The following is a 20,939-nucleotide window of genomic DNA, read 5'->3' on the forward strand; positions in this document are numbered from 1 at the left end:
CCCGCGGGCGCGCGGGCGGAAGCATCGATTCTGATGATGGGAAAACTTTTGCGAAAGCGATAATTTCTTCGTCAACTTGAAAGAAATACTTTCTCACCACCATGCCCAGCCTGCGCGTGCTTCGCACCTTCCTTGCCGTGGCCGCCGAAGGCTCCTTCACCGCAGCCGCGCAGCGTGTCGCGCTCACGCAGGCGGCCGTCGGCCTGCAGATGCGCACCCTCGAAAGCGACCTCAAGCGCCCGCTCTTCGCGCGGCGCGGCAAGCTGGTCACGCTCAACGAACAGGGGCGTGCGCTGGTGCCGGTGGCCACGCAGATCGTCACGCTGTACGAGCAGGCCCGGCACGGCACGCAGGCCGACGCGCCGCTGGCCGGCACCGTGCAGTTCGGCGCCATCGTGTCGGGGTTGGGGCAGCTGGTGCGCGCCACGCTGGAGCTCAAGCGCCGCCATCCGGCGGTCGACCTGCATGTGGTCTCGGGCAAGTCGAACCCGCTCATCGCGCAGGTGGAAAGCCGCGAACTCGATGCCGCGGTGGTGGTGCACAACCCGGCCCTGCACCGGCCGTCGCTCGTCTGGACGCCGTTGTATGCCGAACCGATGGTGCTGCTCACGCCGGCCGCCTCGCGCCCGGCCAGCCCGCGCGCCATGGTGGAGCGCTATCCCTTCATCCGCTTCGACCGCGGCGAGCACACCGGCGAGCTGGTGGAGCGCACGCTGCGCCGGCTGCGCGCCAAACCGCAGGAGTTTCTGGAGCTGAACTCGATCGAGGCGATCGTCGATCTGGTGCGCGACGGGCTGGGCGTCGCCGTGTTGCCCCACCTGGCCGAGCGTGACTGGGGCGCCGACCCGATGCTGCGGCTGCTGCCCATTCCACAGGCCGCCGAGCGCCGCGAACTCGCACTGGTGCAGCTGCGCAATGCGCCCCGGGCGGAAATCATCGCGGCCGTGGCGCAGCAGTTCCTCGCGGCGATGGCGCCGGGTGCGCAGGTGAAAAAGCCCTAGTCGTCAGGGTCCTGAGGCCCGGCCAGCAGGCCCAGCACGAACCCGCCGAGGACGACGGCCAGGGCCAGGATCAGCGATGCCTCTGCGAGTAATCTCATGGTGTCTTGCAATGAATCTCCCCCTCACGGTGTGGCTGGCCATTGAACATGCGTTCGCTGACTGGCGGCTGAGTGCGGAAGCGAGAGGGGTTTTGTGCGGGGCTTCAGCCGGGCTTCAGGTTCGAGGCCGATACTGGCGGCGACGGTCTTCTGGCGTTGGTAGAGGACGCTTCGGCACCCGCCCTCCGGGGTGGTTCCTCGAGGCCGGAGGTCGTCACAGTTTTCTCAACAACGCGTGGCCTCATGCCCGCGCGCTTTCGCCGAGCCACACCGGCTCGTTCGATGTATCGGGGAAGTCGGCGGTGTCGACCAGCGAGGCGTCATCGCCTTCACTGGCTCTCGACGCGCAACGCGCCGCCGGCGCCATGTGCCGCAGCTCGTAGCCCCGCCCATACACCGACACCAGCACGAACTCGCCGCCCTTGTGCAGCGACAGCTTGCGGCGGATGCTGGCCACGCAGCAGTCCAGCGTGCGGCTCGTGCGTTCGATGCGCGCGTCCACCCACAGCGAGGCCAGCAACCAGTCGCGCTCCAGCAGCCGGCCGGCGTTGCGGAACAGCAGCAGCGCCAGTTCGAACTCGCGCGGCTTCAGGCGAACCTCGGTGCCGCCGTAGGCCACCACGCGGCGCTCGCCGAGAAACTGGTAATCGCCGAAGCACGCGGCCGTGGCCTGCGGTTGCAGCAGCGTGCGGTTGCGCCGCAGCGATTCGCGCACGCGCAGCTCCAGCTCGAACTCGTCGACGGGGAGCACCGCGAAGTCGATGCTCGCGCCCAGCGTCTCGCCGCCCGCGGCCGACAGCACATCGACCAGCAGGTCGCGCTGCGAGGCGCGCGCCACCAGGAAGATCGGAATGCGCAGCGCACGGCACATCGCCGTGAGGATCGGCCACGCGCCTTCGTCCTTCAGCACGACCAGCAGCAGGCCGAACTGCTGGCCCTGTGTGATGGCCAGCAAAAAGTCGGTGCTGTCGCCGAAGCACACGGGGTCGCAGCCCATCAGGCGCAGGCGGTTGCCCCAGCCGGCTTCTTGCGCTTCGTCGCAACCGACCATCGCGATGCGGCGCGCGCCCTGCTGCGCGGCCATCATGCGCAGGCTCCTCGAGGTGCGAGCTTCGGGTGACGGGACGTTGGCGTGGAAGGAAGGGTCTTCATGTCGGTGGCATCCATGCGAAGGTGGTGAAGGGCGTCCCGGGGCAATGGCATGGCGTCAGGGGCGGGCGGCGGCGGTGCTGCGCGGCAGCTTCCAGCCGATGCCCGCGTTGAAGCCCCACGCCCGGCCCGTGCTGGACACCGCCATGCCCCAGGCCGTGTCGCCGTCGCCCGACGTGCGCTTGAAGCCCAGCGACGCGGCCGTGTAGCCCCGGTAGTTGCCGAAAGCCAGGCCGAGGGCCTGTTCGCCGGGGCGGTACGACGGCACGTAGGCGGCCGACATGGCGATGGCCATTGCCGCGCCCGAGTACGCGATGCGCGCCGTTTCGCCGACGGCCGTGCGCACCGGGTGCAGCTGCCCGAGGTTGATGGCGTCGTCCGAGCGCACGGCGGGCGCGAGCTCGAAGGCATGGACGCCGGCGCACGCGAGCCACAGCAGCACCAACGAAATCGCTGTGCGTGGGGCGGCGAAACGTGCGGACGCGTTCACGAGACTGCTCAGCCGGCCGCCAACCGGGTGCCCGCGCCGGCCTGCGTCTTGCGCACGCCGTCGGGGCCGTAGAAAGGTTGAGCGCGCGCCTGCAGGAAGTGCAGCGCCTGCTGCGTGAAGTCGAGGTGCGCGTACACGAGCGTGCCGTTGTGCAGGTTGCGGTTGCGCGCGTCTTCGGCCAGCGCCAGCAGTTCGCGCCAGGCTTGGCGCGTGGGTTCACCGCCCGCTGCAGCGGCGGCGTCCGCACCTGCGCGGCCGGGCGCGAAGCCCAATGCCGCCTGCAGCGATTCGCGTTGTTGGTCGAGCTCGGCCATGCGGTCCAGCAGCGCGGTCTTGCGGCCGGCGATGGTGTTCAGTGCGTCGAAGGCGCTGTCCGACATGGCCTGGGCTTCTTCGCCCAACGCGACGAGAAATTCGCCGATGCAGGCGGCTTCCTCACGCAGCTGTGTCAGCAAGGTCGTCATGCCTCACCCTTCGGTGCAAGCAGCTCGCGCACGCTGGCCAGCAGGCCGTCGGCAATGCGCTCGGGGCGGATCTCGTAGCGGCCGGCGCGGATGTCCTCGCGGATCGCGGCCACGCGCGCCGCGTCGAAATCGCGGCCCCCCACGGCGGCGGGCATGGCATGGACGAGCGCGGAAACGGGGGGCGCTTCCTTGGGGCGCTGCACGGCCTCGGCGGACGTCGTCGGAGCACCCGTGCGATGCGGGGGCGTGGCCGAGGGGGCGGTGGGATCGATTTTCAAGGTGATTCCTCAGGGGCTGACCCGTATATCGGCAGCCGGTGCAAGAACTTTAGGAAGGGCGTGCATGAAGTGAAGCCTGCGCAAACGCGGCGGCCGCTACTGCACCAGCCGGACCTGTCCTTCCTCGTCGGCCACGCCGCGAATCACCCGGCCGTCCAGCGTCTTGGCCTGCACCACGGCGCCCACCGCGGCGCCGCTCAAGGCCTTGCCCTCGGTGCTGACCACAAAGCCCGGCCCCTGCGCCACCACCTTCACGGCCTGGCCCTGCTGGATCACGGCGACGCCGCGCAGCAGTTCCTTGCGGATCGGGGCGCCGGGCGCGACGCGGTTGGCGCTCACCCTCCCGGCCAGTTCGGCCGCGCTGGTGACCACCGAGCGCGGCAGCCGCGTGAGGTCGCCGGTGCGCTCGACCACATCGCCGGCGCCCAGCGCGCGGCCCGCGTCGATGGCGTGCGCGGCCACCAAGTAGCGGCCTGTCACCGCGACGCGCGCCTGCACGAAACGCGTCCATGGCCGCTCGGCATGGCAACGAACGCCCACCGAGATGCGGCCCCAGGGCGTGACGCCCGGCGGCAGGAACACCTCGGGCGCATCGCAGGGCGGCAGTGCCGACGTGCCACGCCCTTCGAGGCTGACCGTCACCTTGCCGGGCAGGCCGGCGCTCTGCACCTGGAGGTAGGTTTCGACGGCCTTCTCGGCCGCGTCGCTTGCAATCGCAACGGACGACATCGCGCACGCCAGCCCCATCGCGCAGGCAGTGCACAGCAGGCGTCGGTGAAGCGGCGAGAGGGTCATCGAAGGCGAGAGAAGTGGGTGAAAAATCGAAGGCGCCGGTGCAAGGAACCCACAGCCGGCGCCCCTGGATTTTTATGAATTTGCCCCTCAAGCGAAGGTGCAAGCAGCAGGCGAAACCCCCCTTTGTTCGGGCGATTGCCAACGCGCGGCATGCATAGACTCGCTTTCCATCGGTCGCTGCGCCCCGTGCACTGGCGACGCCTCAACAGATGGAACAAAGATGATCGACAAGCTGGATGCGGCGTTTCGCTTCCACCGCGAAGCGCTCCATCTCCGGGCAGAACGCCAGGAGGTGCTCGCGGCCAACATCGCCCATGCCGACACGCCGAACTACAAGGCGCGCGACTTCGACTTCGGCGCGCGCCTGAGCGAAGCCGTCGAGCGCGGCCGCGCATCGTCGTCGGTGTCGATGGCGCTCACCTCGTCACGCCACCTCGCAGGCCAGGCGCAGGCCACGGCCGGCCACGACCTGCAGTACCGCGTGCCGCACCAGTCCAGCCTCGACGGCAACACCGTCGAGATGGACGTCGAGCGCGTCGCCTTCGCCGACAACGCGCTGCGCTACGAGTCGAACCTGACCCTCATCAACGCCAAGATCAAGTCGCTCCTGTCGGCGGTACAGCAATGAACATCTTCGACGTGGCGGGCTCCGCCATGACCGCGCAATCGCAGCGCATGAACGTGACCGCGAGCAACCTCGCCAACGCCGAGAGCGTGGCCGGCCCCGACGGCCAGCCTTACCGCGCCAAGCAGGTGGTGTTCGAGGTGGCGGCTTCGGGTCGGCGCGACATCGGCGGTGTCAAGGTGGCCGGTGTCATCGAGGACCCGTCGCCCGCCAAGCTGGTGTTCGACCCCAAGAGCCCGCACGCCAATGCGCAGGGCTACGTGGCGATGCCCAACGTCAACGTGGTCGAAGAGATGACCAACATGATCTCGGCCTCGCGCAGCTACCAGGCCAACGTCGAGGTGCTCAACACGGCCAAGACGCTGATGGTCAAGACGCTGACCATCGGCCAGTAATCCACGCACGCACACCTCCCGCAGGAAGACCCCCGACCCCATGGCCCTTTCCGACACCTCGTCCATCAGTGGGCTGAACGCGCCCACGGCGGCGAACAGCAACAACAACGTATCGAGCGCCGACAGCGAACAGCGCTTTCTCAAGCTGCTCGTCACGCAGCTGAACAACCAAGACCCGCTCAACCCGATGCAGAACGCCGAACTCACCTCGCAGCTCGCGCAGATGAGCACCGTGAGCGGCATCGAGAAGCTCAACGCCACGCTCTCCGGCCTCGTCAACCAGGGCGGCGCCAACCAGCTGCTGCAGGCCACCTCGCTCATTGGCTACAACGTGCTGTCGCCCGGCGACGTGCTCACCACCAAGAAGCCCGAAGACGGCAAGGACCCCGCCACGCAGGCCTTCGCCGTGCAGCTGCCGGGCACCGCCGCCGATGTCGAGATCAAGATCGTCGACAGCACCGGCAAGGTGATCCGCACGCTCGACGCGGGCGCCATGAAGGAAGGCGTCAACGCCGTCACCTGGGACGGCAAGGACGACCTCGGTGTGGCCGTGCCGCCGGGCGCCTACCGCTTCACGGTCGATGCCAGCAACGACGGCACGACGGTGAAGGCCACCGCGCTCACCTTCTCGCAGGTGGCCGCCGTGAAGCAGGGCGCCGACGGCGTCACGCTGGAGCTGGCCTCGGGCGCCAGCATCGGCCTGGGCGACGTGCGCCTGTTCCTCTGAGCTTTCGTCTCCGTTTTCGCCGTGGCCCGCGTGGGCTGCGCATCTTTTCCTCGCATCGAACAAGGACCCTCTCATGAGTTTTTCCCAAGGCATCAGCGGACTCGGCGTGGCCGCGGCAAACCTCGACGTCATCGGCAACAACATCGCCAACTCGGGCACCGTGGGCTACAAGTCGGCCGCCGCCACGTTCCAGGACGTGTACGCCGGCTCGCGCGTGGGCCTGGGCGCCTCGGTGTCGGGCGTGACGCAGAACTTCACGCAGGGCGTGACGCAGTCGAGCACGCGCCCGCTCGACGTGGCCATCCTCAACGGCGACGGCTTCTTCCGCCTGGCCAGCACCAGCGGCGAGGTCTTCTACTCGCGCAACGGCCAGTTCACGCGCGACAAGGACGGCTACATCGTCAACGCGCAGGGCCTGCAGCTCACCGGCTACGGCGCCAACGCCAGCGGCGGCATCAGCGGCGGCACGCCGGGGCCGATCCAGGTGCAGGGCGGCATGATGCCGCCCAAGCCCACGGCCAACATCAACGCGCAGTTCAACCTCGACGCGCGCAGCACGGTGCCCGCCCGCACGCCGTTCAGCCCCACCGACGCCACCACCTACAACTACCCGAACGCGATCGGGCCCATCTACGACTCGCTGGGCAATCCGCACGACGTGGCCGTGTACTTCGTGAAGACGGCGGCCAACACCTGGAACGTGTACGGCACCTCCGACGGCGCACCGCTGAACGGCGGCGCCGCGCTGTCCAACGTGACCTTCGATGCCAAGGGCGTCATGACCGCGCCGGCCTCGGGCAGGTTCGACATCGGGCCGCTCACCTTCACCAACGGCGCCTCGCCGCTCACCACCTCGGTCGACCTCACGGGCACCACGCAGTTCGGCAGTGCCAACGGCATGAGCAAGCTGGGCCAGGACGGCTACAAGTCGGGCGAGCTCACCGCGTTCTCGATCAACCCCGACGGCACCATCACCGGCAAGTTCTCCAACGAGCAGACGCGCCTGCTGGGCCAGGTCGTGCTGTCGTCGTTCGCCAACCCGAACGGCCTGGAGCCCAAGGGCAACAACGTGTGGGCCGAGACGCAGGCCTCGGGCAATGCGCTCACCGGCACGCCGGGCGAAGGCACCAAGGCCGGCTCGCTGGCCTCGGGTGCGCTGGAGTCGTCCAACGTCGACCTGACCTCCGAGCTGGTGAACCTCATCGTCGCGCAGCGCAACTACCAGGCCAATGCACAGACCGTGAAGACGCAGGACCAGGTCATGCAGACGCTCATGAACATCCGCTGACCGGGAGCATCGCGTGGACCGAATGCTGTATGTCGCCATGAGCGGCGCCAAGCAGGCCATGGAGCAGCAGGCCGTCGTCGCCAACAACATGGCGAACGTCTCGACGCCGGGCTTCCGCTCGCAGATCGCGACCTTCCGCGCCGTGCCCGTGGTCGGCGACGAAGCGCCCACGCGCGCCTTCGTGGCCGCGACCACGCCCGGCGCCGACTTCACCCACGGTCCGCTCACGCAGACCGGCCGCGCACTCGACGTGGCCGTGGGCGGCGAGGGCTGGCTGGTGGTGCAGGCGGCCGACGGCGGCGAGGCCTACACGCGCGTCGGCAATCTGCAGATCGGTGCCGACGGCCAGCTCACGACGATGGGCGGGCGCCCCGTGGTGGGCGACAACGGCGCACTCACCGTGCCGCCGGGTTCGGCCGTGAGCATTGCGTCGAACGGCCTCGTGGGTTCGCGCGACGCAGCCTCGACCGTGCTTACCGGCATCGCCGAAGTGGGTCGGCTCAAGCTGGTCAACCCGCCGACGACCGACCTCGTGCGCGGCGACGACGGCCTGTTCCGCATGCGCGCCGACCTGCCGCCGGCCGAGGCCGACGAGGCCGTGACGCTCATCTCGGGCGCCATCGAAGGCAGCAACGTGCAGCCGGTCGATGCCATGGTCGCAATGATCGCCAACGCGCGCAGCTTCGAGATGCAAATGAAGTCGCTGCAGACCGCCGACATCAACGCGCAGACCGCCAACAAGCTGCTGGCCTACGGCTAAACCCTTCTCAAGAACTCTCGAAATGATCCGCTCCCTCTACATCGCCAAGACCGGCCTGGACGCGCAGCAGACGCAGCTCGACGTCGTGTCGAACAACCTGGCCAACGTCGGCACCACCGGCTTCAAGCGCAGCCGCGCCGTGTTCGAAGACCTGGTCTACCAGAACCTGCGCCAGGTCGGCGGCCAGAGCTCCGATCAGACGCGCCTGCCCTCGGGCCTGCAGGTCGGCACCGGCGTGCACGTGGTCGCCACCGAGCGCATCCACTCGCAGGGCAACCTCACCAAGACCGACAAGCCGACCGACGTGGCCATCAGCGGCAGCGGCTTCTTCCAGGTGCTGATGCCCGACGGCACCACCTCGTACACGCGCGACGGCTCGTTCCAGACCGACCGCGACGGCCAGCTGGTCACGGCCAGCGGCTTCCCGGTGCAACCGGCCATCACCATTCCGGCCAACGCCACCAGCATCACCGTGGGCCGCGACGGCATCGTGTCGGTGGTGCAGGCGGGCGCCACCAACACCGTGCAGATCGGCCAGCTGCAGCTGGCGACCTTCGTCAACCCGACGGGCCTGCAGAGCCAGGGCGAGAACCTGTATGCCGAGACCGACGCCTCGGGCGCACCCAACCAGGTGAACCCCGGCGTGGACGGCGCGGGCACGCTGAGCCAGGGCTATGTCGAGGCCTCCAACGTCAACGTGGTGGAAGAGCTGGTCAACATGATCGCCACCCAGCGCTCGTACGAGATCAACAGCAAGGCGGTCCAGACGTCCGACCAGATGCTGCAGCGCCTGGCCCAGTTGTGATGCGTGCGGGGGAGCGTCTTCTTCGCCGTGCGGCGGCGCTGCTGCTCGTGGCCGCGCTGGCCGCCGGCTGCGCGCAGGTGCCGCGCGAGCCGCTGGTGCACCAGCCGATGACGGCGCGCGCCGACCAGTACGCGGCCGTGCAGGCGCGGCGCGCCCCCGGTGCGATCTTCCAGGACGGCCCCGGCGCCAACGCGCTGTTCGAAGACCGCCGCCCGCGCAATGTCGGCGACATCCTCACCATCGTCATCAGCGAGAAGGTCAACGCGACCAAGAACTCGGGCGCCAACGCCAGCCGCACGGGCAATACGACCGGCGTGTTCGCGGCCATTCCGAAGCTCATCGGCGGCCTGCTCGACGGGCAGGAGACCAAGCTGTCGGGCACCAACACGCTCAACGCCAAGGGCGGCGCCAACGCCAACAACACCTTCAACGGCGTGATCACCGTCACCGTGACCGACGTGATGAGCAACGGCAACCTGCTGGTGAGCGGCGAGAAGCAGATGGGCATCAACCAGGGCACGGAGTACATCCGCTTCTCGGGCGTGGTGAACCCGCGCACCGTGTCGGGCAACAACACCGTGCCTTCGACGCTGGTGGCCGATGCGCGCATCGAGTATTCGGCCAAGGGCTACATCGATGAAGCCCAGCACATGGGCTGGATGCAAAGAATTTTCCTGAACGTGATGCCGTTCTGATGACACACCTCCAGGCTTCATCTTTTTCGACGCGCTGGCGCATTGCCGCGTTCTGCGCGCTCCTGTTCATCGCGCCTGCGCACGCAGAGCGCCTGAAAGAACTCGCCAGCATCCAGGGCGTGCGCGACAACCCGCTCATCGGCTACGGCCTCATGGTCGGCCTGGACGGCACGGGCGACCAGACGATGCAGACGCCGTTCACCACACAGAGCCTGAACAACATGCTGCAGCAGCTGGGCATCACGATCCCGCAGGGCGTGAACATGCAGCTGAAGAACGTGGCGGCCGTGATGGTGACGGCCACGCTGCCGTCGTTCGCGCGGCCGGGCCAGAACATCGACGTCACGGTGTCGTCGATGGGCAATGCCAAGAGCTTGCGCGGCGGCACGCTGCTGATGACGCCGCTCAAGGGCGTGGACGGCGCGACCTATGCCGTGGCGCAGGGCAACATGGTGGTGGGCGGCGCGGGTGCCGCGGCCAACGGCAGCAGGGTGCAGGTCAACCAGCTGAGCTCGGGGCGCATTCCCGCCGGCGCGCTGGTGGAGCGCACGGTCGAGGCGCCGGTGGGCGCGGAAGGCTCGTTCACCATCGAGCTGAACCGCTCCGACTTCGGCACCGCGCAGCGCGCCATGGACGCCATCAACCGCCAGTTCGGCGCCGGCACCGCCGAGGCAATGGACGCGCGCGTGATCCGCGTGCAGGCGCCCGAGCCGCAGCGGCGCGTGGGCTTTCTCGCGCAGCTGCAGGAGCTCGAAGTCACGCCCACGCAGGCGGGTGCGCGCGTGGTGGTGAATGCGCGCACGGGCTCGGTCGTGATGAACCAGGCGGTGCGCGTGAAAGACTGCGCCGTGGCGCACGGCAACCTGTCGGTGGTCATCAACACCGAACCGGTGATCAGCCAGCCGGGCGCGCTCTCGGGCGGCAGCACGGTGGTGGCGCAGACCTCGCAGATTTCCGTCAACCAGGGCGGCGGTGCGATCCAGATGGTGCGCGGCGGTGCCTCGCTCGCCGACGTGGTGAAGGGGCTGAACAGCCTGGGCGCCAACCCGCAGGACCTGGTGTCGATTCTTCAGGCCATGAAGTCGGCCGGTGCTTTGAGCGCCGAACTCGAAATCATCTGAGGACGACGGCATGACCATCTCCGCCCACACCGCATGGACCGGCACCGACGCGGCCAGCCGCAGCGGCGCGCTCGACCAGCGTTTCGCGCTCGACGTGCAGGGTGTCGATGCGCTGCGGCGCACCGTGCGCACCTCGCCCGAGGAAGGCCTGCAGCAGGTCTCGCGCCAGTTCGAAGCGCTGTTCATGAACATGGTGCTCAAGAGCATGCGCGAGGCGACGCCTTCGAGCGGCCTGCTCGACAGCCAGGACCAGAAGGTCTATTTGTCGATGTTCGACCAGCAGCTCACGCAGAACCTCTCGGGGCGCGGCGTGGGGCTGGCCGAGGCGATGCTGGCGCAGCTGCGGCGGCAGATGCCTTCGGCGGCGCCTGAAGCCGACGACGGCATCGGCACGCGGCCGATCTCGCTCGAGCCGCCGGGCGGCTTGCCGTACGGCCCGCGCGCCGGCATTCCCGTCGGTTCGGCGCCGGGCGCGCGCGTGTCGACCGCCGCCGACCTCGGCGTCTATCAAGTGAAGAGCGGCCCCGCACCGGCGGCCAACGCCTCGCTGCAAGGCCAGGTCGATGCGTTCGTGGACCGCATGGGCGCTTCGGCGCAGGCGGCCAGCGCCGCCAGCGGCGTGCCCGCCCCGCTGATCCTGGCGCAGGCCGCGCTCGAATCCGGCTGGGGCAAGCGAGAAATTCGCGCCGACGACGGCACGCGGAGCTTCAACCTCTTCGGCATCAAGGCCGACAAGAGTTGGAAGGGCGCGACCGTCGAGACCACGACCACCGAGTACATCGACGGCGAGCCGCAGAAGGTGCGCGCGAAGTTCCGCGCCTACGCCTCGTACGAGGAGGCCTTCACCGACTACGCGCGCTTCATCACGCGCAACCCGCGCTACGCGAACGTGCTGGCCACCGCCGACCCGGCGCAGGCCGCGCACGGCCTGCAGCGCGCGGGCTATGCGACCGACCCGAAGTACGGCGAGAAGCTGGTTCGCATCATGCAGAAGTTCGGCTGAGCCGATCGCACAGCCCGACTTGACTGCCCGGACCCGAGAACAACGACACCAGAGGCCCCTAGAGGAGACAAGCGAATGACGATCAAGAATTGGACGACCGGAATGCGCCTGGGCGCCGGCTTTGCGCTGGTGCTGGCGCTGCTGGTGGCCGTGGCGGGCATCGGCGTGTTGCGGCTGCAGGGCGTGGGCGAGGCCACGCACGACCTGGCCTCGCGCACCTTGTCGAAGGAGCGGCTGGCCACGGCTTGGCAGCTGGGCACCGCCACCAACAGCGTGCGCACCTTCTCGCTGCTCAAGAGCGACGATGCGCAGGTGCAGGCGCACCTGCAAAAGCAGATTGCCGCCACCAGCGCCACCATCTCCGAGACGCAGACGGCGCTCGAGGCGCTGCTGGTGTCGCCGGCCGAGCTGGCGCTGAGCGCCGACATCCAGAAGCGGCGCGGCGACTACATCGCGCTGCGCAAGCAGATCCTCCAGCTCAAGGCCGACGGCCGGAAGGACGAGGCCGCGACGCGCACCGACACGCAGCTGCTGCCGATGCTCGACGGCTACGACGCGAGCATCCGCGCGATGGTGGCGCACCAGCAGCAGCACATCGACAGCACGGCGGCCGCCATCGACGCGCAGTACCGCGCGGGCCGGCTCTACATCGTCGCGCTGGCCGCGGCCGCGCTCGCGCTGGGCGCGGTGCTCGCATGGCTGCTCACACGCAGCATCGCCGAGCCGGTCGCCGAGGCACTGCTGATCGCCGAGACCGTGGCCGCCGGCGACCTGAGTCAGGAATTCGAGACCGACCGCGGCGGCGACTTCGGCCGGCTGCTGCGCGGCATGGGCGAGATGGAAGACACGCTCACCGACCTCGTGACGCGCATCAAGGCGTCGACCGATTCGATCGCGGTGGCGTCGCGGCAGATTGCGGCGGGCAACCAGGACCTGTCGTCGCGCACCGAAGAGCAAGCGAGTTCGCTGGAGCAGACGGCGGCGTCGATGGAAGAGCTGACCTCGACGGTGAAGCAGAACGCGGACAACGCGCGACAGGCTAATCAACTGGCGGTGTCGGCTTCTGAGGTGGCGGTGAAGGGTGGTGCTGTGGTGTCGCAGGTCGTGGACACGATGGGCTCGATCAACGCCTCGTCCAAGAAGATCGTCGACATCATCGGCGTGATCGACGGCATCGCATTCCAGACCAACATCCTCGCGCTGAATGCGGCGGTCGAAGCGGCTCGTGCGGGTGAGCAAGGTCGCGGCTTTGCAGTGGTTGCCTCCGAAGTTCGCAGCCTCGCGCAACGCTCCGCCGCAGCGGCCAAAGAGATCAAGACCCTCATCGGCGACTCGGTGGAAAAGGTCGAAGAAGGCAGCAAGCAGGTCGCCGAAGCCGGCCGCACGATGGAAGAGATCGTGGGCAGCGTGAAGCGAGTGACGGACATCATGGGCGAGATCACCGCGGCGAGCCAGGAGCAGACCTCGGGCATCGAGCAGATCAACCAGGCGATCACGCAGATGGACCAGGTGACGCAGCAGAACGCGGCGCTGGTCGAGGAAGCCTCGGCGGCCGCGCAGTCGCTGCAGGAGCAGGCCGGCAACCTCGTGGAGGCGGTGAGCACCTTCAAGCTCGACGCCGACGAAGCCGTTGCGGCCTGAACGCGCCATGGCTACGCATGTCGCTCCCAAAGCCCTGCACCGCGTCGGCTTCGGCCTGGCCGCATTGCTCCTGCTGCTGTGCATGGCGCTCTTTGCCGGCTTCCATGTCGTCACCAGCACCGGCTGCGCCTGTGCGCTCCACGCCGTGTGGGCGCTGGCGATCGCCGCCTGCCTGACCGGCCTGGGCCTGGGCCTCGCGTGTTTCGCGGCACATGCCAGGGCCGGTGCGTGCCACCGGGACGCGAAGGTCGCCGAGCGGCTCGACCGGATCTTCCAAAACGTCAACGCAAAAGACTCCTGACAACCCCATGAATTCATTCTCCAATCTCAAGATCGGCACCCGCCTCGGCCTGGGCTTTGCCACCGTGCTCCTTCTGCTGGCCGGCGTGGCCGGCCTTGGCCTGCGGTCGATGGCCGACGTGCAGGCGCGCCTGGACAGCATCGTCACCGGCAACAACGCGCGGTTGGAAGCCGTCAACAAGATGGCGGATGCGATCCGCGACATCGCGATCTTCGACAGCAACATGATCCTGCTGACCGATGCGGACACCATGCGCGAGGAGGCCGGGCGCATCGCAGCGGCCCGCGAGCAGTTTTCCGGGGCGCGCAAGGTGCTCGCCGGGCTGGTGGACACGGCCGACGGCAAGGCGCTGCTTGCGAGAGCCGACGAGAAGGTGGCGGTGGTCGTGCCGCTGAACAACCAGATGACCGAACTGGCGCTGCAGAACCGCAACGAAGAGGCGACGACGCTCTTCATCTCGAAGTTCCAGCCGGCCGTGCGCAGCGTGATCACGGAGCTCGACGCCATGAGTGCCCAGGAAAGCGTCCTGGCCGCGTCGGCCAACGCGCAGGCCATGGCCGGCTACCTGTGGGCACGCAACCTGATGCTGGCACTGGGTGCGGTGGCGATCCTGGTGGGCGCCGCCATTGCGTGGCTCATCATGCGTTCGATCACGCGCCCGCTCGACGAGGCCGTGCAGGTGGCCGAGAAGGTGGCCGCGGGGGACATCAGTTCGCGCATCGAGGTGCGGTCGACGGACGAGACCGGCCGCCTGATGCATGCGCTCAAGGAAATGAACGAAAGCCTGGTGAAGATCGTGGGCGAAGTGCGCACGGGCACGCAGACGATCGCCACGGCGTCGGGGCAGATCGCTTCGGGCAACCAGGATCTGTCGTCGCGCACGGAAGAGCAGGCGAGTTCGCTGGAGCAGACGGCGGCGTCGATGGAAGAACTGACCTCGACGGTGAAGCAGAACGCGGACAACGCGCGGCAGGCGAATCAGCTGGCGGTGACGGCGTCGGAAGTCGCGGTGAAGGGCGGCGCTGTGGTGTCGCAGGTCGTCGACACGATGGGCTCGATCAATGCGTCGTCCAAGAAGATCGTGGACATCATCGGGGTGATCGACGGCATCGCGTTCCAGACCAACATCCTCGCGCTGAACGCAGCCGTTGAAGCGGCACGCGCCGGTGAACAAGGCCGAGGCTTTGCGGTCGTTGCCTCGGAAGTCCGCAGCCTCGCCCAACGTTCCGCAGCCGCAGCCAAGGAAATCAAGACCCTGATCGGCGACTCGGTGGAAAAAGTCGAAGAGGGCAGCAAGCAGGTCGCCGAAGCCGGCCGCACGATGGAAGAGATCGTGGGCAGCGTGAAGCGCGTGACCGACATCATGGGCGAGATCACGGCGGCGAGCCAGGAACAGACCTCGGGCATCGAGCAGATCAATCAGGCCATCGTCCAGATGGACCAGGTGACGCAGCAGAACGCAGCGCTGGTCGAGGAAGCCTCGGCGGCGGCGCAGTCGCTGCAGGAGCAGGCCGGCAGCCTCGTGCAGGCCGTGAGCGTCTTCAAACTCGATGCCCACCCCCACCCGGCACAGGCCCAACGCGCCGGCGTCACGCGCATTGCGCCGACCGCCTGGCCGCGCACCGGGGCACTGCCTGCCCGCCGCGAGGCCGGCGGCGCACCCCAACTTGCCATGGCCACCGACGGCAAGAACGACTGGACCGAATTTTGAGAAAAAAGAACTCAAGTCTGGCGGGCCGCTGCCGATAACAGGGAGACGGGGTGGCTCGAGCCACTCCGACATGGTCCCCGTTCTGGAAGGAAGAAAAGCGCAATGAGTTTGAAGGATCTGAAAATCGGCACCCGCCTCGGGCTCGGCTTCGCGGCGTTGCTGCTGCTGATGGCGTTCATCGCGGGCACCGGCGTGCTGCGCCTCACGAACGTGGGCCAGGCGACCGATGAGATGGTGCAGGGTGCGCTGGTCAAGGAGCGGCTGGCGAACGAATGGCTCAGCCTGCTCAGGTCGAACACCGTCGCCAACTACGCGATGGTGAAGACCACCGATCCCGAGGTTGCGGCGTATTTCGCCAAGGTCCAGGCCGCAGGGTCGGCGCGCATCACGCCGGCGCAGAAGCAGCTGGAGGCCATGCTCGCCAGCCCGGAAGAAAAGGCGCTCTATGCCGCCGTGGTCGCGGCGCGCGTCGTCGTGCTCGAGACCGTGGGCACGCTCAACAAGCTGAAAGACGAGAAGAAGCTCGACGAAGCCAATGTGCTGGTCGACACCAAGTTCAGCGCGGCGCTCTCCGTCTACGCCAACGCGGTCGAGAGCCTGGCGAACCACCAGCGCGAGAAGATCGACGCCGCCGCCAAGGGCATCGCGGCCGATCACACCGACGGCCGCACCACGCTGCTCGCGCTGTCGGCCATCGCCCTGGTGCTGGGCGCGCTGTTCGCCTGGCGCCTCACGCTGGGCATCGTGCGCCCGCTGGGCCATGCGCTCGAAGTGGCCGAGACGGTGGCGGCCGGCGACCTGAGCGCGAACATCCGCGTGGAAAGCCGCGACGAGACGGGCCAGCTGATGCAGGCGCTGAAGGACATGAACGCGAATCTCGCCAAGGTGGTGGGCGAAGTGCGCACGGGCACGGAGACGATCGCCACGGCCTCGGGGCAGATCGCTTCGGGCAATCAGGACCTTTCTTCGCGCACGGAAGAGCAGGCCAGCTCGCTGGAGCAGACGGCAGCGTCGATGGAAGAGCTGACCTCGACGGTGAAGCAGAACGCGGACAACGCGCGGCAAGCCAATCAGCTGGCGGTCTCCGCTTCTGAAGTGGCCGTCAAGGGCGGCGCTGTCGTCTCGCAGGTTGTCGACACGATGGGCTCGATCAATGCGTCGTCCAAGAAGATCGTGGACATCATCGGCGTGATCGATGGCATCGCGTTCCAGACCAACATCCTGGCGCTGAACGCGGCCGTGGAAGCCGCACGAGCAGGCGAGCAAGGTCGCGGCTTTGCTGTCGTTGCCTCGGAAGTTCGCAGCTTGGCTCAACGCTCAGCCGCCGCCGCCAAAGAGATCAAGACCCTGATCGGCGACTCGGTTGAAAAGGTCGAAGAAGGCAGCAAACAGGTCGCAGAAGCCGGCCGCACGATGGAAGAGATCGTGGGCAGCGTGAAGCGCGTGACGGACATCATGGGCGAGATCACTGCGGCGAGCCAGGAGCAGACTTCGGGCATCGAGCAGATCAACCAGGCGATCACGCAGATGGACCAGGTGACGCAGCAGAACGCGGCACTGGTCGAAGAGGCTTCGGCGGCGGCGCAGTCGCTGCAGGAGCAGGCCGGCAGCCTGTCGCAGGTCGTCGGCGTGTTCCGCCTCGGCGGCAGCAGCAGCAGCGCCTTGGCGCTGGCTTGAGGCGGCACACCGGCCATGCGCGTCAATCTGCCCGTCACCGACATCGAATACGAACTCTCGAAGGAAGAGGCCCTGGTGTCCCGCACCGACCTCAAGGGCCGCATCACCTACGTCAACCCGGCCTTCGTCGCGGCCAGCGGCTTCACGCCCGCCGAATTGCTGGGCAAGGCGCACAACATCGTGCGCCATCCCGACGTGCCGCCCGAGGCTTTCGCCGACCTGTGGCGAACACTCGACCAGGGCCTGCCGTGGACCGGCCTCATCAAGAACCGGCGCAAGAACGGCGACTTCTACTGGGTGCTCGCCAACGTCACGCCGATCCGCCACCAGGGCGGCGTCGAGGGCTACATGTCCGTGCGCAGCCGTCCTGCGCGCGAAGACGTGGCGATAGCCAATGCGCTCTACCGCCGCATGCGCGAGGGCGAGGCCAAGGGCCTCGAGCTGCTGCAGGGCGAAGTGGTGCGCAGCGGCTGGGCCCATCCGCTGGCGCGGCTGCGGCGCATCCCCGTACGCCGCCGCGTGTTCGGCGTGACCGTCGCGGCGGCTGCACTGTCAGCGGGCCTGGGCGCGGTGGGTTGGATGGAAGCATCCCGCCTGACGGCAGCGTCCGGCGCGCACAGCTGGCTGCCTGCCGCCGTGGCAGCGGGCAGCCTCGGCGCTGCGCTGGCGTGGCTGGGCCTCGGTGCGTTCCTCGGCCGCACGGTCTTCCGTCCGCTCGACGAGGCCATCGAGGTCGCGCGAACCATCGCGGGCGGCGACCTCGTGCGCTTCACGGTGCGGCCTGGCGACGAGATCGCGGGGCTGCTGCGCGCGCTGAACCAGATGAGCGCCAACCTCTTCGCGATCGTCGCGGACGTGGGCGCGAATGTCGCGGGCGTGATGTCGGCGTCGAGCCAGATCGCCTCGGGCAACCAGGACCTGTCGTCGCGCACCGAGCAGCAGGCCAGCTCGCTGGAGCAGACGGCCGCGTCGATGGAAGAGCTGACCTCGACGGTGAAGCAGAACGCGGACAACGCACTGCAGGCGAACCAGCTGGCTGTCTCCGCATCGGAGGTCGCCGTGAAGGGCGGCGCCGTGGTGTCGCAGGTGGTGGACACGATGGGCTCGATCAACGCCTCGTCGAAAAAGATCGTCGACATCATCGGCGTGATCGACGGCATCGCGTTCCAGACGAACATCCTCGCGCTGAACGCGGCGGTGGAAGCGGCGCGCGCGGGCGAGCAGGGCAAGGGCTTTGCGGTGGTCGCGTCGGAAGTGCGCAGCCTGGCGCAGCGCTCGGCGGCTGCCGCGAAAGAAATCAAGACCCTCATCGGCGACTCGGTGGAGAAGGTCGAGGCGGGCAGCAAGCAGGTGGCCGAGGCCGGCCGGACCATGCAGGAGATCGTCGGCAGCGTGAAGCGCGTGACCGACATCATGGGCGAGATCACGACGGCGAGCCAGGAGCAGACCTCGGGCATCGAGCAGATCAACCAGGCCATCGCGCAGATGGACCAAGTGACGCAGCAGAACGCCGCGCTGGTCGAAGAGGCCACGGCCACGGCGCAGTCGCTGCAGGAACAGGCGCAGGACCTGGTCCAGGCCGCAGGGGTATTCAGGACCGGGGCGGGCGAGGGTGCCGGCGTCCGGAATGCGTATTGAACGAGGAGAAGAACACATGCTGAACCACACCAGAGACAACACATCGTCGTCCGCGTCCGCCGTGGCCAACCGCCTGGAGGTCGTGACCTTCAAGCTCGGCGACGAGGAATACGGCATCGACATCCAGAAGGTGCAGGAGCTGCGCGGCTACGACGCCGTGACGCGCATCGCGAACGCGCCGAACTACATCAAGGGCGTGGTCAACCTGCGCGGCATCATCGTGCCGATCATCGACATGCGCATCAAGTTCGAGCTGGGCGCACCCACCTACGACCAGTTCACGGTGGTGATCGTGCTGAACATCTCGGGGCGCGTGGTGGGCATGGTGGTGGACAGCGTGTCGGACGTGATCACGCTCACGGCCGAGCAGATCAAGCCGGCACCCGAGATGGGCTCGGTGCTCGACACCGACTACCTGATCGGCCTGGGCACGCTGGACGAACGCATGCTGATCCTGGTGGACATCGACCGGCTGATGTCCAGCGAAGAGATGGGCCTCATCGAAGCGGCCGCCACCGTTTGAAGACCACCCCATGACCTTCTTTTTGAACCTTCGCATCGGCACCCGCCTGACGCTCGCCTTCGCCGTCGTGCTGGGGCTGTCGATCATCTCCAGCGCCGTGGGGCTGATGTCCGCGCACAAGAACGCCGAGGCCACGCGGATCATGATGCAGAGCCCGCTGGCCAAGGAGCGGCTCATTTCCGACTGGTACGTGCTGACCTACTCGGCCATTGCGCGCACCTCGATGATCGCGCGCACCACCGACGAGGCGCTGCCGATGCTGTTTGCCGACGTGATCACTGACAGCGTGAAGAAGGGCAGCGAGACCATGGCCAAGGTCGAGGCGCTGCTGGTCACCGACGAAGAGAAAGCGACCTACAAGTCGATCGTCGAGCTGCGCGCCAAGTACCAGGCCGCCAAGGACGACGTGACCCGCGCCAAGGCCAGTGGCAACACGGTCGAGACCGTGCGCGCCTACCAGCTGTCGTTCCAGCCGGCCGCCAAGGCGTACGAGAACCGCGTGCTCGAGCTGCTGGCCCTCGAACGCCGCGCCATCGACGACATGAGCCACGCCATCGACGCGGCGAATTCGAAGAGCTTCAACCTGCGGCTGCTGCTGACGGCGCTCACGGTGCTGCTGGGCGGCCTGTTCGCCTTCTTCATCTCGCGCAGCATCGTGCGCCCGCTGGCCAAGGCCGTCGGCGTGGCCGAGACGGTGGCCGCCGGCGACCTGAGCGCGAACATCCGCGTGGAAAGCCGCGACGAGACGGGCCAGCTGATGCAGGCGCTGAAGGACATGAACGCCAACCTGGCGAAGGTGGTGGGCGAGGTGCGCACGGGCACGGAGACGATCGCCACGGCGTCGGGTCAGATCGCTTCGGGCAACCAGGATCTGTCGTCGCGCACCGAAGAGCAGGCGAGTTCGCTGGAGCAGACGGCGGCGTCGATGGAAGAGCTGACCTCGACGGTGAAGCAGAACGCGGACAACGCGCGGCAGGCGAATCAGCTGGCCGTCTCCGCATCTGAGGTTGCGGTGAAGGGCGGCGCAGTCGTGTCGCAGGTGGTGGACACGATGGGCTCGATCAATGCATCGTCGAAAAAGATCGTGGACATCATCGGCGTGATCGACGGCATCGCGTTCCAGACGAACATCCTGGCGCTGAACGCGGCGGTCGAAGCCGCACGAGCAGGCGAGCAAGGTCGCGGCTTTGCTGTCGTTGCCTCGGAAGTTCGTAGCCTCGCGCAACGCTCTGCAGCCGCAGCCAAGGAAATCAAGACCCTGATCGGCGACTCGGTGGAAAAAGTCGAAGAGGGCAGCAAGCAGGTCGCAGAAGCCGGCCGCACGATGGAAGAGATCGTGGGCAGCGTGAAGCGCGTGACCGACATCATGGGCGAGATCACCGCCGCCAGCCAGGAACAGACCTCGGGCATCGAGCAGATCAACCAGGCGATCACGCAGATGGACCAGGTGACGCAGCAGAACGCGGCGCTGGTCGAAGAGGCCTCGGCCGCGGCGCAGTCGCTGCAGGAGCAGGCCGGCAGCCTCGTGCAGGCCGTGAGTGTCTTCAAGCTCGACGCGAACGCGGTCGCGTCGACCCGCGCCGGCTTCACGCGCATCACGCCGATTCCGAAAGCACCGAAGCCGACGCCCAAGCCGCGCGCCAAGGCGCTGCCCACGCGCCGCGAGCCGAGTGGCGCACCGCAGCTCGCCATGGCCGGCGACGCGAAGGGCGACTGGTCGGAGTTCTGAGAAAGACGCATCAGCACGCGCGCCC

Annotated in this window: 22 protein-coding genes; 17 read left to right on the forward strand and 5 right to left on the reverse strand. The window is 67.9% G+C overall.

Annotation, left to right across the window (positions count from 1 at the left end):
* Positions 1 to 101 precede the first annotated feature (101 nt).
* Entirely contained in the window at positions 102 to 1,001 is a 900-nt protein-coding gene (locus tag RZE79_RS07190) for a LysR family transcriptional regulator (protein ID WP_319359590.1), read from the forward strand.
* A 339-nt stretch (positions 1,002 to 1,340) separates the two neighbouring features.
* Here the strand turns inward: RZE79_RS07190 and RZE79_RS07195 are convergent, their stop codons facing one another.
* The 5 genes from RZE79_RS07195 to flgA form a co-directional block, all read right to left on the reverse strand.
* Positions 1,341 to 2,186 carry a winged helix-turn-helix domain-containing protein gene (locus tag RZE79_RS07195; protein ID WP_319359591.1) on the reverse strand — a complete coding sequence of 282 codons (846 nt, stop codon included), beginning with the start codon at positions 2,184 to 2,186 and terminating at the stop codon, positions 1,341 to 1,343.
* A gap of 120 nt (positions 2,187 to 2,306) precedes the next feature.
* Positions 2,307 to 2,738: a YadA-like family protein gene (locus RZE79_RS07200; RefSeq protein ID WP_319359592.1), complete on the reverse strand. Its 432-nt coding sequence runs from the start codon at positions 2,736 to 2,738 to the stop codon at positions 2,307 to 2,309.
* Between the two features lie 8 nt (positions 2,739 to 2,746).
* A complete protein-coding gene (locus RZE79_RS07205; RefSeq protein ID WP_319359593.1) occupies positions 2,747 to 3,202 on the reverse strand; it encodes a flagellar protein FlgN in 456 nt (151 codons plus the stop codon).
* On the reverse strand, positions 3,199 to 3,480 hold the full coding sequence (gene flgM / locus RZE79_RS07210) for a flagellar biosynthesis anti-sigma factor FlgM (protein WP_319359594.1): 282 nt from the start codon (positions 3,478 to 3,480) through the stop codon (positions 3,199 to 3,201). The genes RZE79_RS07205 and flgM overlap by 4 nt, the downstream gene beginning before the upstream one ends.
* 96 nt (positions 3,481 to 3,576) lie before the next feature.
* On the reverse strand, positions 3,577 to 4,275 hold the full coding sequence (gene flgA / locus RZE79_RS07215; protein ID WP_319359595.1) for a flagellar basal body P-ring formation chaperone FlgA: 699 nt from the start codon (positions 4,273 to 4,275) through the stop codon (positions 3,577 to 3,579).
* Positions 4,276 to 4,495: 220 nt separating this feature from the next.
* On the opposite strand from flgA, the gene flgB reads away from it, so the two are divergent.
* The 16 genes from flgB (at position 4,496) to RZE79_RS07295 (ending at position 20,914) form a co-directional block, all read left to right on the forward strand.
* The gene (gene flgB / locus RZE79_RS07220) at positions 4,496 to 4,903 is read left to right on the forward strand and encodes a flagellar basal body rod protein FlgB (RefSeq protein ID WP_319359596.1); all 408 of its coding nucleotides are present in this window, start codon (positions 4,496 to 4,498) and stop codon (positions 4,901 to 4,903) included.
* Positions 4,900 to 5,295 (forward strand): flagellar basal body rod protein FlgC, encoded by a 396-nt coding sequence (gene flgC, locus RZE79_RS07225; protein WP_307586288.1) that lies wholly within the window; start codon positions 4,900 to 4,902, stop codon positions 5,293 to 5,295. The genes flgB and flgC overlap by 4 nt, the downstream gene beginning before the upstream one ends.
* 40 nt (positions 5,296 to 5,335) lie before the next feature.
* Positions 5,336 to 6,022, forward strand: a complete 687-nt coding sequence (locus RZE79_RS07230) for a flagellar hook assembly protein FlgD (protein ID WP_319359597.1) — start codon at positions 5,336 to 5,338, stop codon at positions 6,020 to 6,022.
* 73 nt (positions 6,023 to 6,095) lie between these two features.
* The gene (gene flgE, locus RZE79_RS07235; RefSeq protein ID WP_319359598.1) at positions 6,096 to 7,310 is read left to right on the forward strand and encodes a flagellar hook protein FlgE; all 1,215 of its coding nucleotides are present in this window, start codon (positions 6,096 to 6,098) and stop codon (positions 7,308 to 7,310) included.
* A 13-nt stretch (positions 7,311 to 7,323) separates the two neighbouring features.
* Positions 7,324 to 8,070 carry a flagellar basal body rod protein FlgF gene (locus RZE79_RS07240; RefSeq protein ID WP_319359599.1) on the forward strand — a complete coding sequence of 249 codons (747 nt, stop codon included), beginning with the start codon at positions 7,324 to 7,326 and terminating at the stop codon, positions 8,068 to 8,070.
* Positions 8,071 to 8,092: 22 nt separating this feature from the next.
* Entirely contained in the window at positions 8,093 to 8,875 is a 783-nt protein-coding gene (gene flgG / locus RZE79_RS07245) for a flagellar basal-body rod protein FlgG (protein WP_319359600.1), read from the forward strand.
* On the forward strand, positions 8,875 to 9,570 hold the full coding sequence (locus RZE79_RS07250; RefSeq protein ID WP_319359601.1) for a flagellar basal body L-ring protein FlgH: 696 nt from the start codon (positions 8,875 to 8,877) through the stop codon (positions 9,568 to 9,570). The genes flgG and RZE79_RS07250 overlap by 1 nt, the downstream gene beginning before the upstream one ends.
* Positions 9,570 to 10,691 (forward strand): flagellar basal body P-ring protein FlgI, encoded by a 1,122-nt coding sequence (locus RZE79_RS07255; protein ID WP_319359602.1) that lies wholly within the window; start codon positions 9,570 to 9,572, stop codon positions 10,689 to 10,691. Before RZE79_RS07250 ends, RZE79_RS07255 begins: the two co-directional genes overlap by 1 nt.
* Positions 10,692 to 10,701: 10 nt before the next feature.
* The gene (flgJ, locus tag RZE79_RS07260) at positions 10,702 to 11,694 is read left to right on the forward strand and encodes a flagellar assembly peptidoglycan hydrolase FlgJ (protein WP_319359603.1); all 993 of its coding nucleotides are present in this window, start codon (positions 10,702 to 10,704) and stop codon (positions 11,692 to 11,694) included.
* Positions 11,695 to 11,769: 75 nt separating this feature from the next.
* Positions 11,770 to 13,335 (forward strand): methyl-accepting chemotaxis protein, encoded by a 1,566-nt coding sequence (locus tag RZE79_RS07265; protein WP_319359604.1) that lies wholly within the window; start codon positions 11,770 to 11,772, stop codon positions 13,333 to 13,335.
* A 7-nt stretch (positions 13,336 to 13,342) separates the two neighbouring features.
* Positions 13,343 to 13,636: a hypothetical protein gene (locus RZE79_RS07270; RefSeq protein ID WP_319359605.1), complete on the forward strand. Its 294-nt coding sequence runs from the start codon at positions 13,343 to 13,345 to the stop codon at positions 13,634 to 13,636.
* 7 nt (positions 13,637 to 13,643) lie between these two features.
* Positions 13,644 to 15,347, forward strand: coding sequence for a methyl-accepting chemotaxis protein (locus RZE79_RS07275; RefSeq protein ID WP_319359606.1), 1,704 nt, complete (start codon positions 13,644 to 13,646; stop codon positions 15,345 to 15,347).
* 102 nt (positions 15,348 to 15,449) lie between these two features.
* The gene (locus tag RZE79_RS07280) at positions 15,450 to 17,024 is read left to right on the forward strand and encodes a methyl-accepting chemotaxis protein (RefSeq protein WP_319359607.1); all 1,575 of its coding nucleotides are present in this window, start codon (positions 15,450 to 15,452) and stop codon (positions 17,022 to 17,024) included.
* A 15-nt stretch (positions 17,025 to 17,039) separates the two neighbouring features.
* Positions 17,040 to 18,662 (forward strand): methyl-accepting chemotaxis protein, encoded by a 1,623-nt coding sequence (locus RZE79_RS07285; RefSeq protein WP_319359608.1) that lies wholly within the window; start codon positions 17,040 to 17,042, stop codon positions 18,660 to 18,662.
* A 16-nt stretch (positions 18,663 to 18,678) separates the two neighbouring features.
* The gene (locus RZE79_RS07290) at positions 18,679 to 19,185 is read left to right on the forward strand and encodes a chemotaxis protein CheW (protein ID WP_319359609.1); all 507 of its coding nucleotides are present in this window, start codon (positions 18,679 to 18,681) and stop codon (positions 19,183 to 19,185) included.
* 10 nt (positions 19,186 to 19,195) lie between these two features.
* Positions 19,196 to 20,914, forward strand: a complete 1,719-nt coding sequence (locus RZE79_RS07295) for a methyl-accepting chemotaxis protein (protein WP_319359610.1) — start codon at positions 19,196 to 19,198, stop codon at positions 20,912 to 20,914.
* The last annotated feature ends 25 nt before the right edge of the window (positions 20,915 to 20,939 follow it).

The sequence above is a fragment of the Variovorax sp. EBFNA2 genome (assembly GCF_033802765.1).
GTDB lineage: Bacteria > Pseudomonadota > Gammaproteobacteria > Burkholderiales > Burkholderiaceae_C > Variovorax > Variovorax paradoxus_H.

Coding starts and splice junctions, on each gene's coding strand:
- RZE79_RS07190 (WP_319359590.1), top strand. CDS start 102: ATGCCCAGCCTGCGCGTGCTTCGCACCTTCCTTGCCGTGGCCGCCGAA.
- RZE79_RS07205 (WP_319359593.1), bottom strand. CDS start 3,202: ATGACGACCTTGCTGACACAGCTGCGTGAGGAAGCCGCCTGCATCGGC.
- RZE79_RS07230 (WP_319359597.1), top strand. CDS start 5,336: ATGGCCCTTTCCGACACCTCGTCCATCAGTGGGCTGAACGCGCCCACG.
- flgE (WP_319359598.1), top strand. CDS start 6,096: ATGAGTTTTTCCCAAGGCATCAGCGGACTCGGCGTGGCCGCGGCAAAC.
- RZE79_RS07270 (WP_319359605.1), top strand. CDS start 13,343: ATGGCTACGCATGTCGCTCCCAAAGCCCTGCACCGCGTCGGCTTCGGC.
- flgB (WP_319359596.1), top strand. CDS start 4,496: ATGATCGACAAGCTGGATGCGGCGTTTCGCTTCCACCGCGAAGCGCTC.
- RZE79_RS07255 (WP_319359602.1), top strand. CDS start 9,570: ATGACACACCTCCAGGCTTCATCTTTTTCGACGCGCTGGCGCATTGCC.
- RZE79_RS07290 (WP_319359609.1), top strand. CDS start 18,679: ATGCTGAACCACACCAGAGACAACACATCGTCGTCCGCGTCCGCCGTG.
- RZE79_RS07280 (WP_319359607.1), top strand. CDS start 15,450: ATGAGTTTGAAGGATCTGAAAATCGGCACCCGCCTCGGGCTCGGCTTC.
- flgJ (WP_319359603.1), top strand. CDS start 10,702: ATGACCATCTCCGCCCACACCGCATGGACCGGCACCGACGCGGCCAGC.
- RZE79_RS07285 (WP_319359608.1), top strand. CDS start 17,040: ATGCGCGTCAATCTGCCCGTCACCGACATCGAATACGAACTCTCGAAG.
- RZE79_RS07295 (WP_319359610.1), top strand. CDS start 19,196: ATGACCTTCTTTTTGAACCTTCGCATCGGCACCCGCCTGACGCTCGCC.
- RZE79_RS07265 (WP_319359604.1), top strand. CDS start 11,770: ATGACGATCAAGAATTGGACGACCGGAATGCGCCTGGGCGCCGGCTTT.
- flgG (WP_319359600.1), top strand. CDS start 8,093: ATGATCCGCTCCCTCTACATCGCCAAGACCGGCCTGGACGCGCAGCAG.
- RZE79_RS07250 (WP_319359601.1), top strand. CDS start 8,875: ATGCGTGCGGGGGAGCGTCTTCTTCGCCGTGCGGCGGCGCTGCTGCTC.
- flgC (WP_307586288.1), top strand. CDS start 4,900: ATGAACATCTTCGACGTGGCGGGCTCCGCCATGACCGCGCAATCGCAG.
- RZE79_RS07195 (WP_319359591.1), bottom strand. CDS start 2,186: ATGATGGCCGCGCAGCAGGGCGCGCGCCGCATCGCGATGGTCGGTTGC.
- RZE79_RS07275 (WP_319359606.1), top strand. CDS start 13,644: ATGAATTCATTCTCCAATCTCAAGATCGGCACCCGCCTCGGCCTGGGC.
- flgA (WP_319359595.1), bottom strand. CDS start 4,275: ATGACCCTCTCGCCGCTTCACCGACGCCTGCTGTGCACTGCCTGCGCG.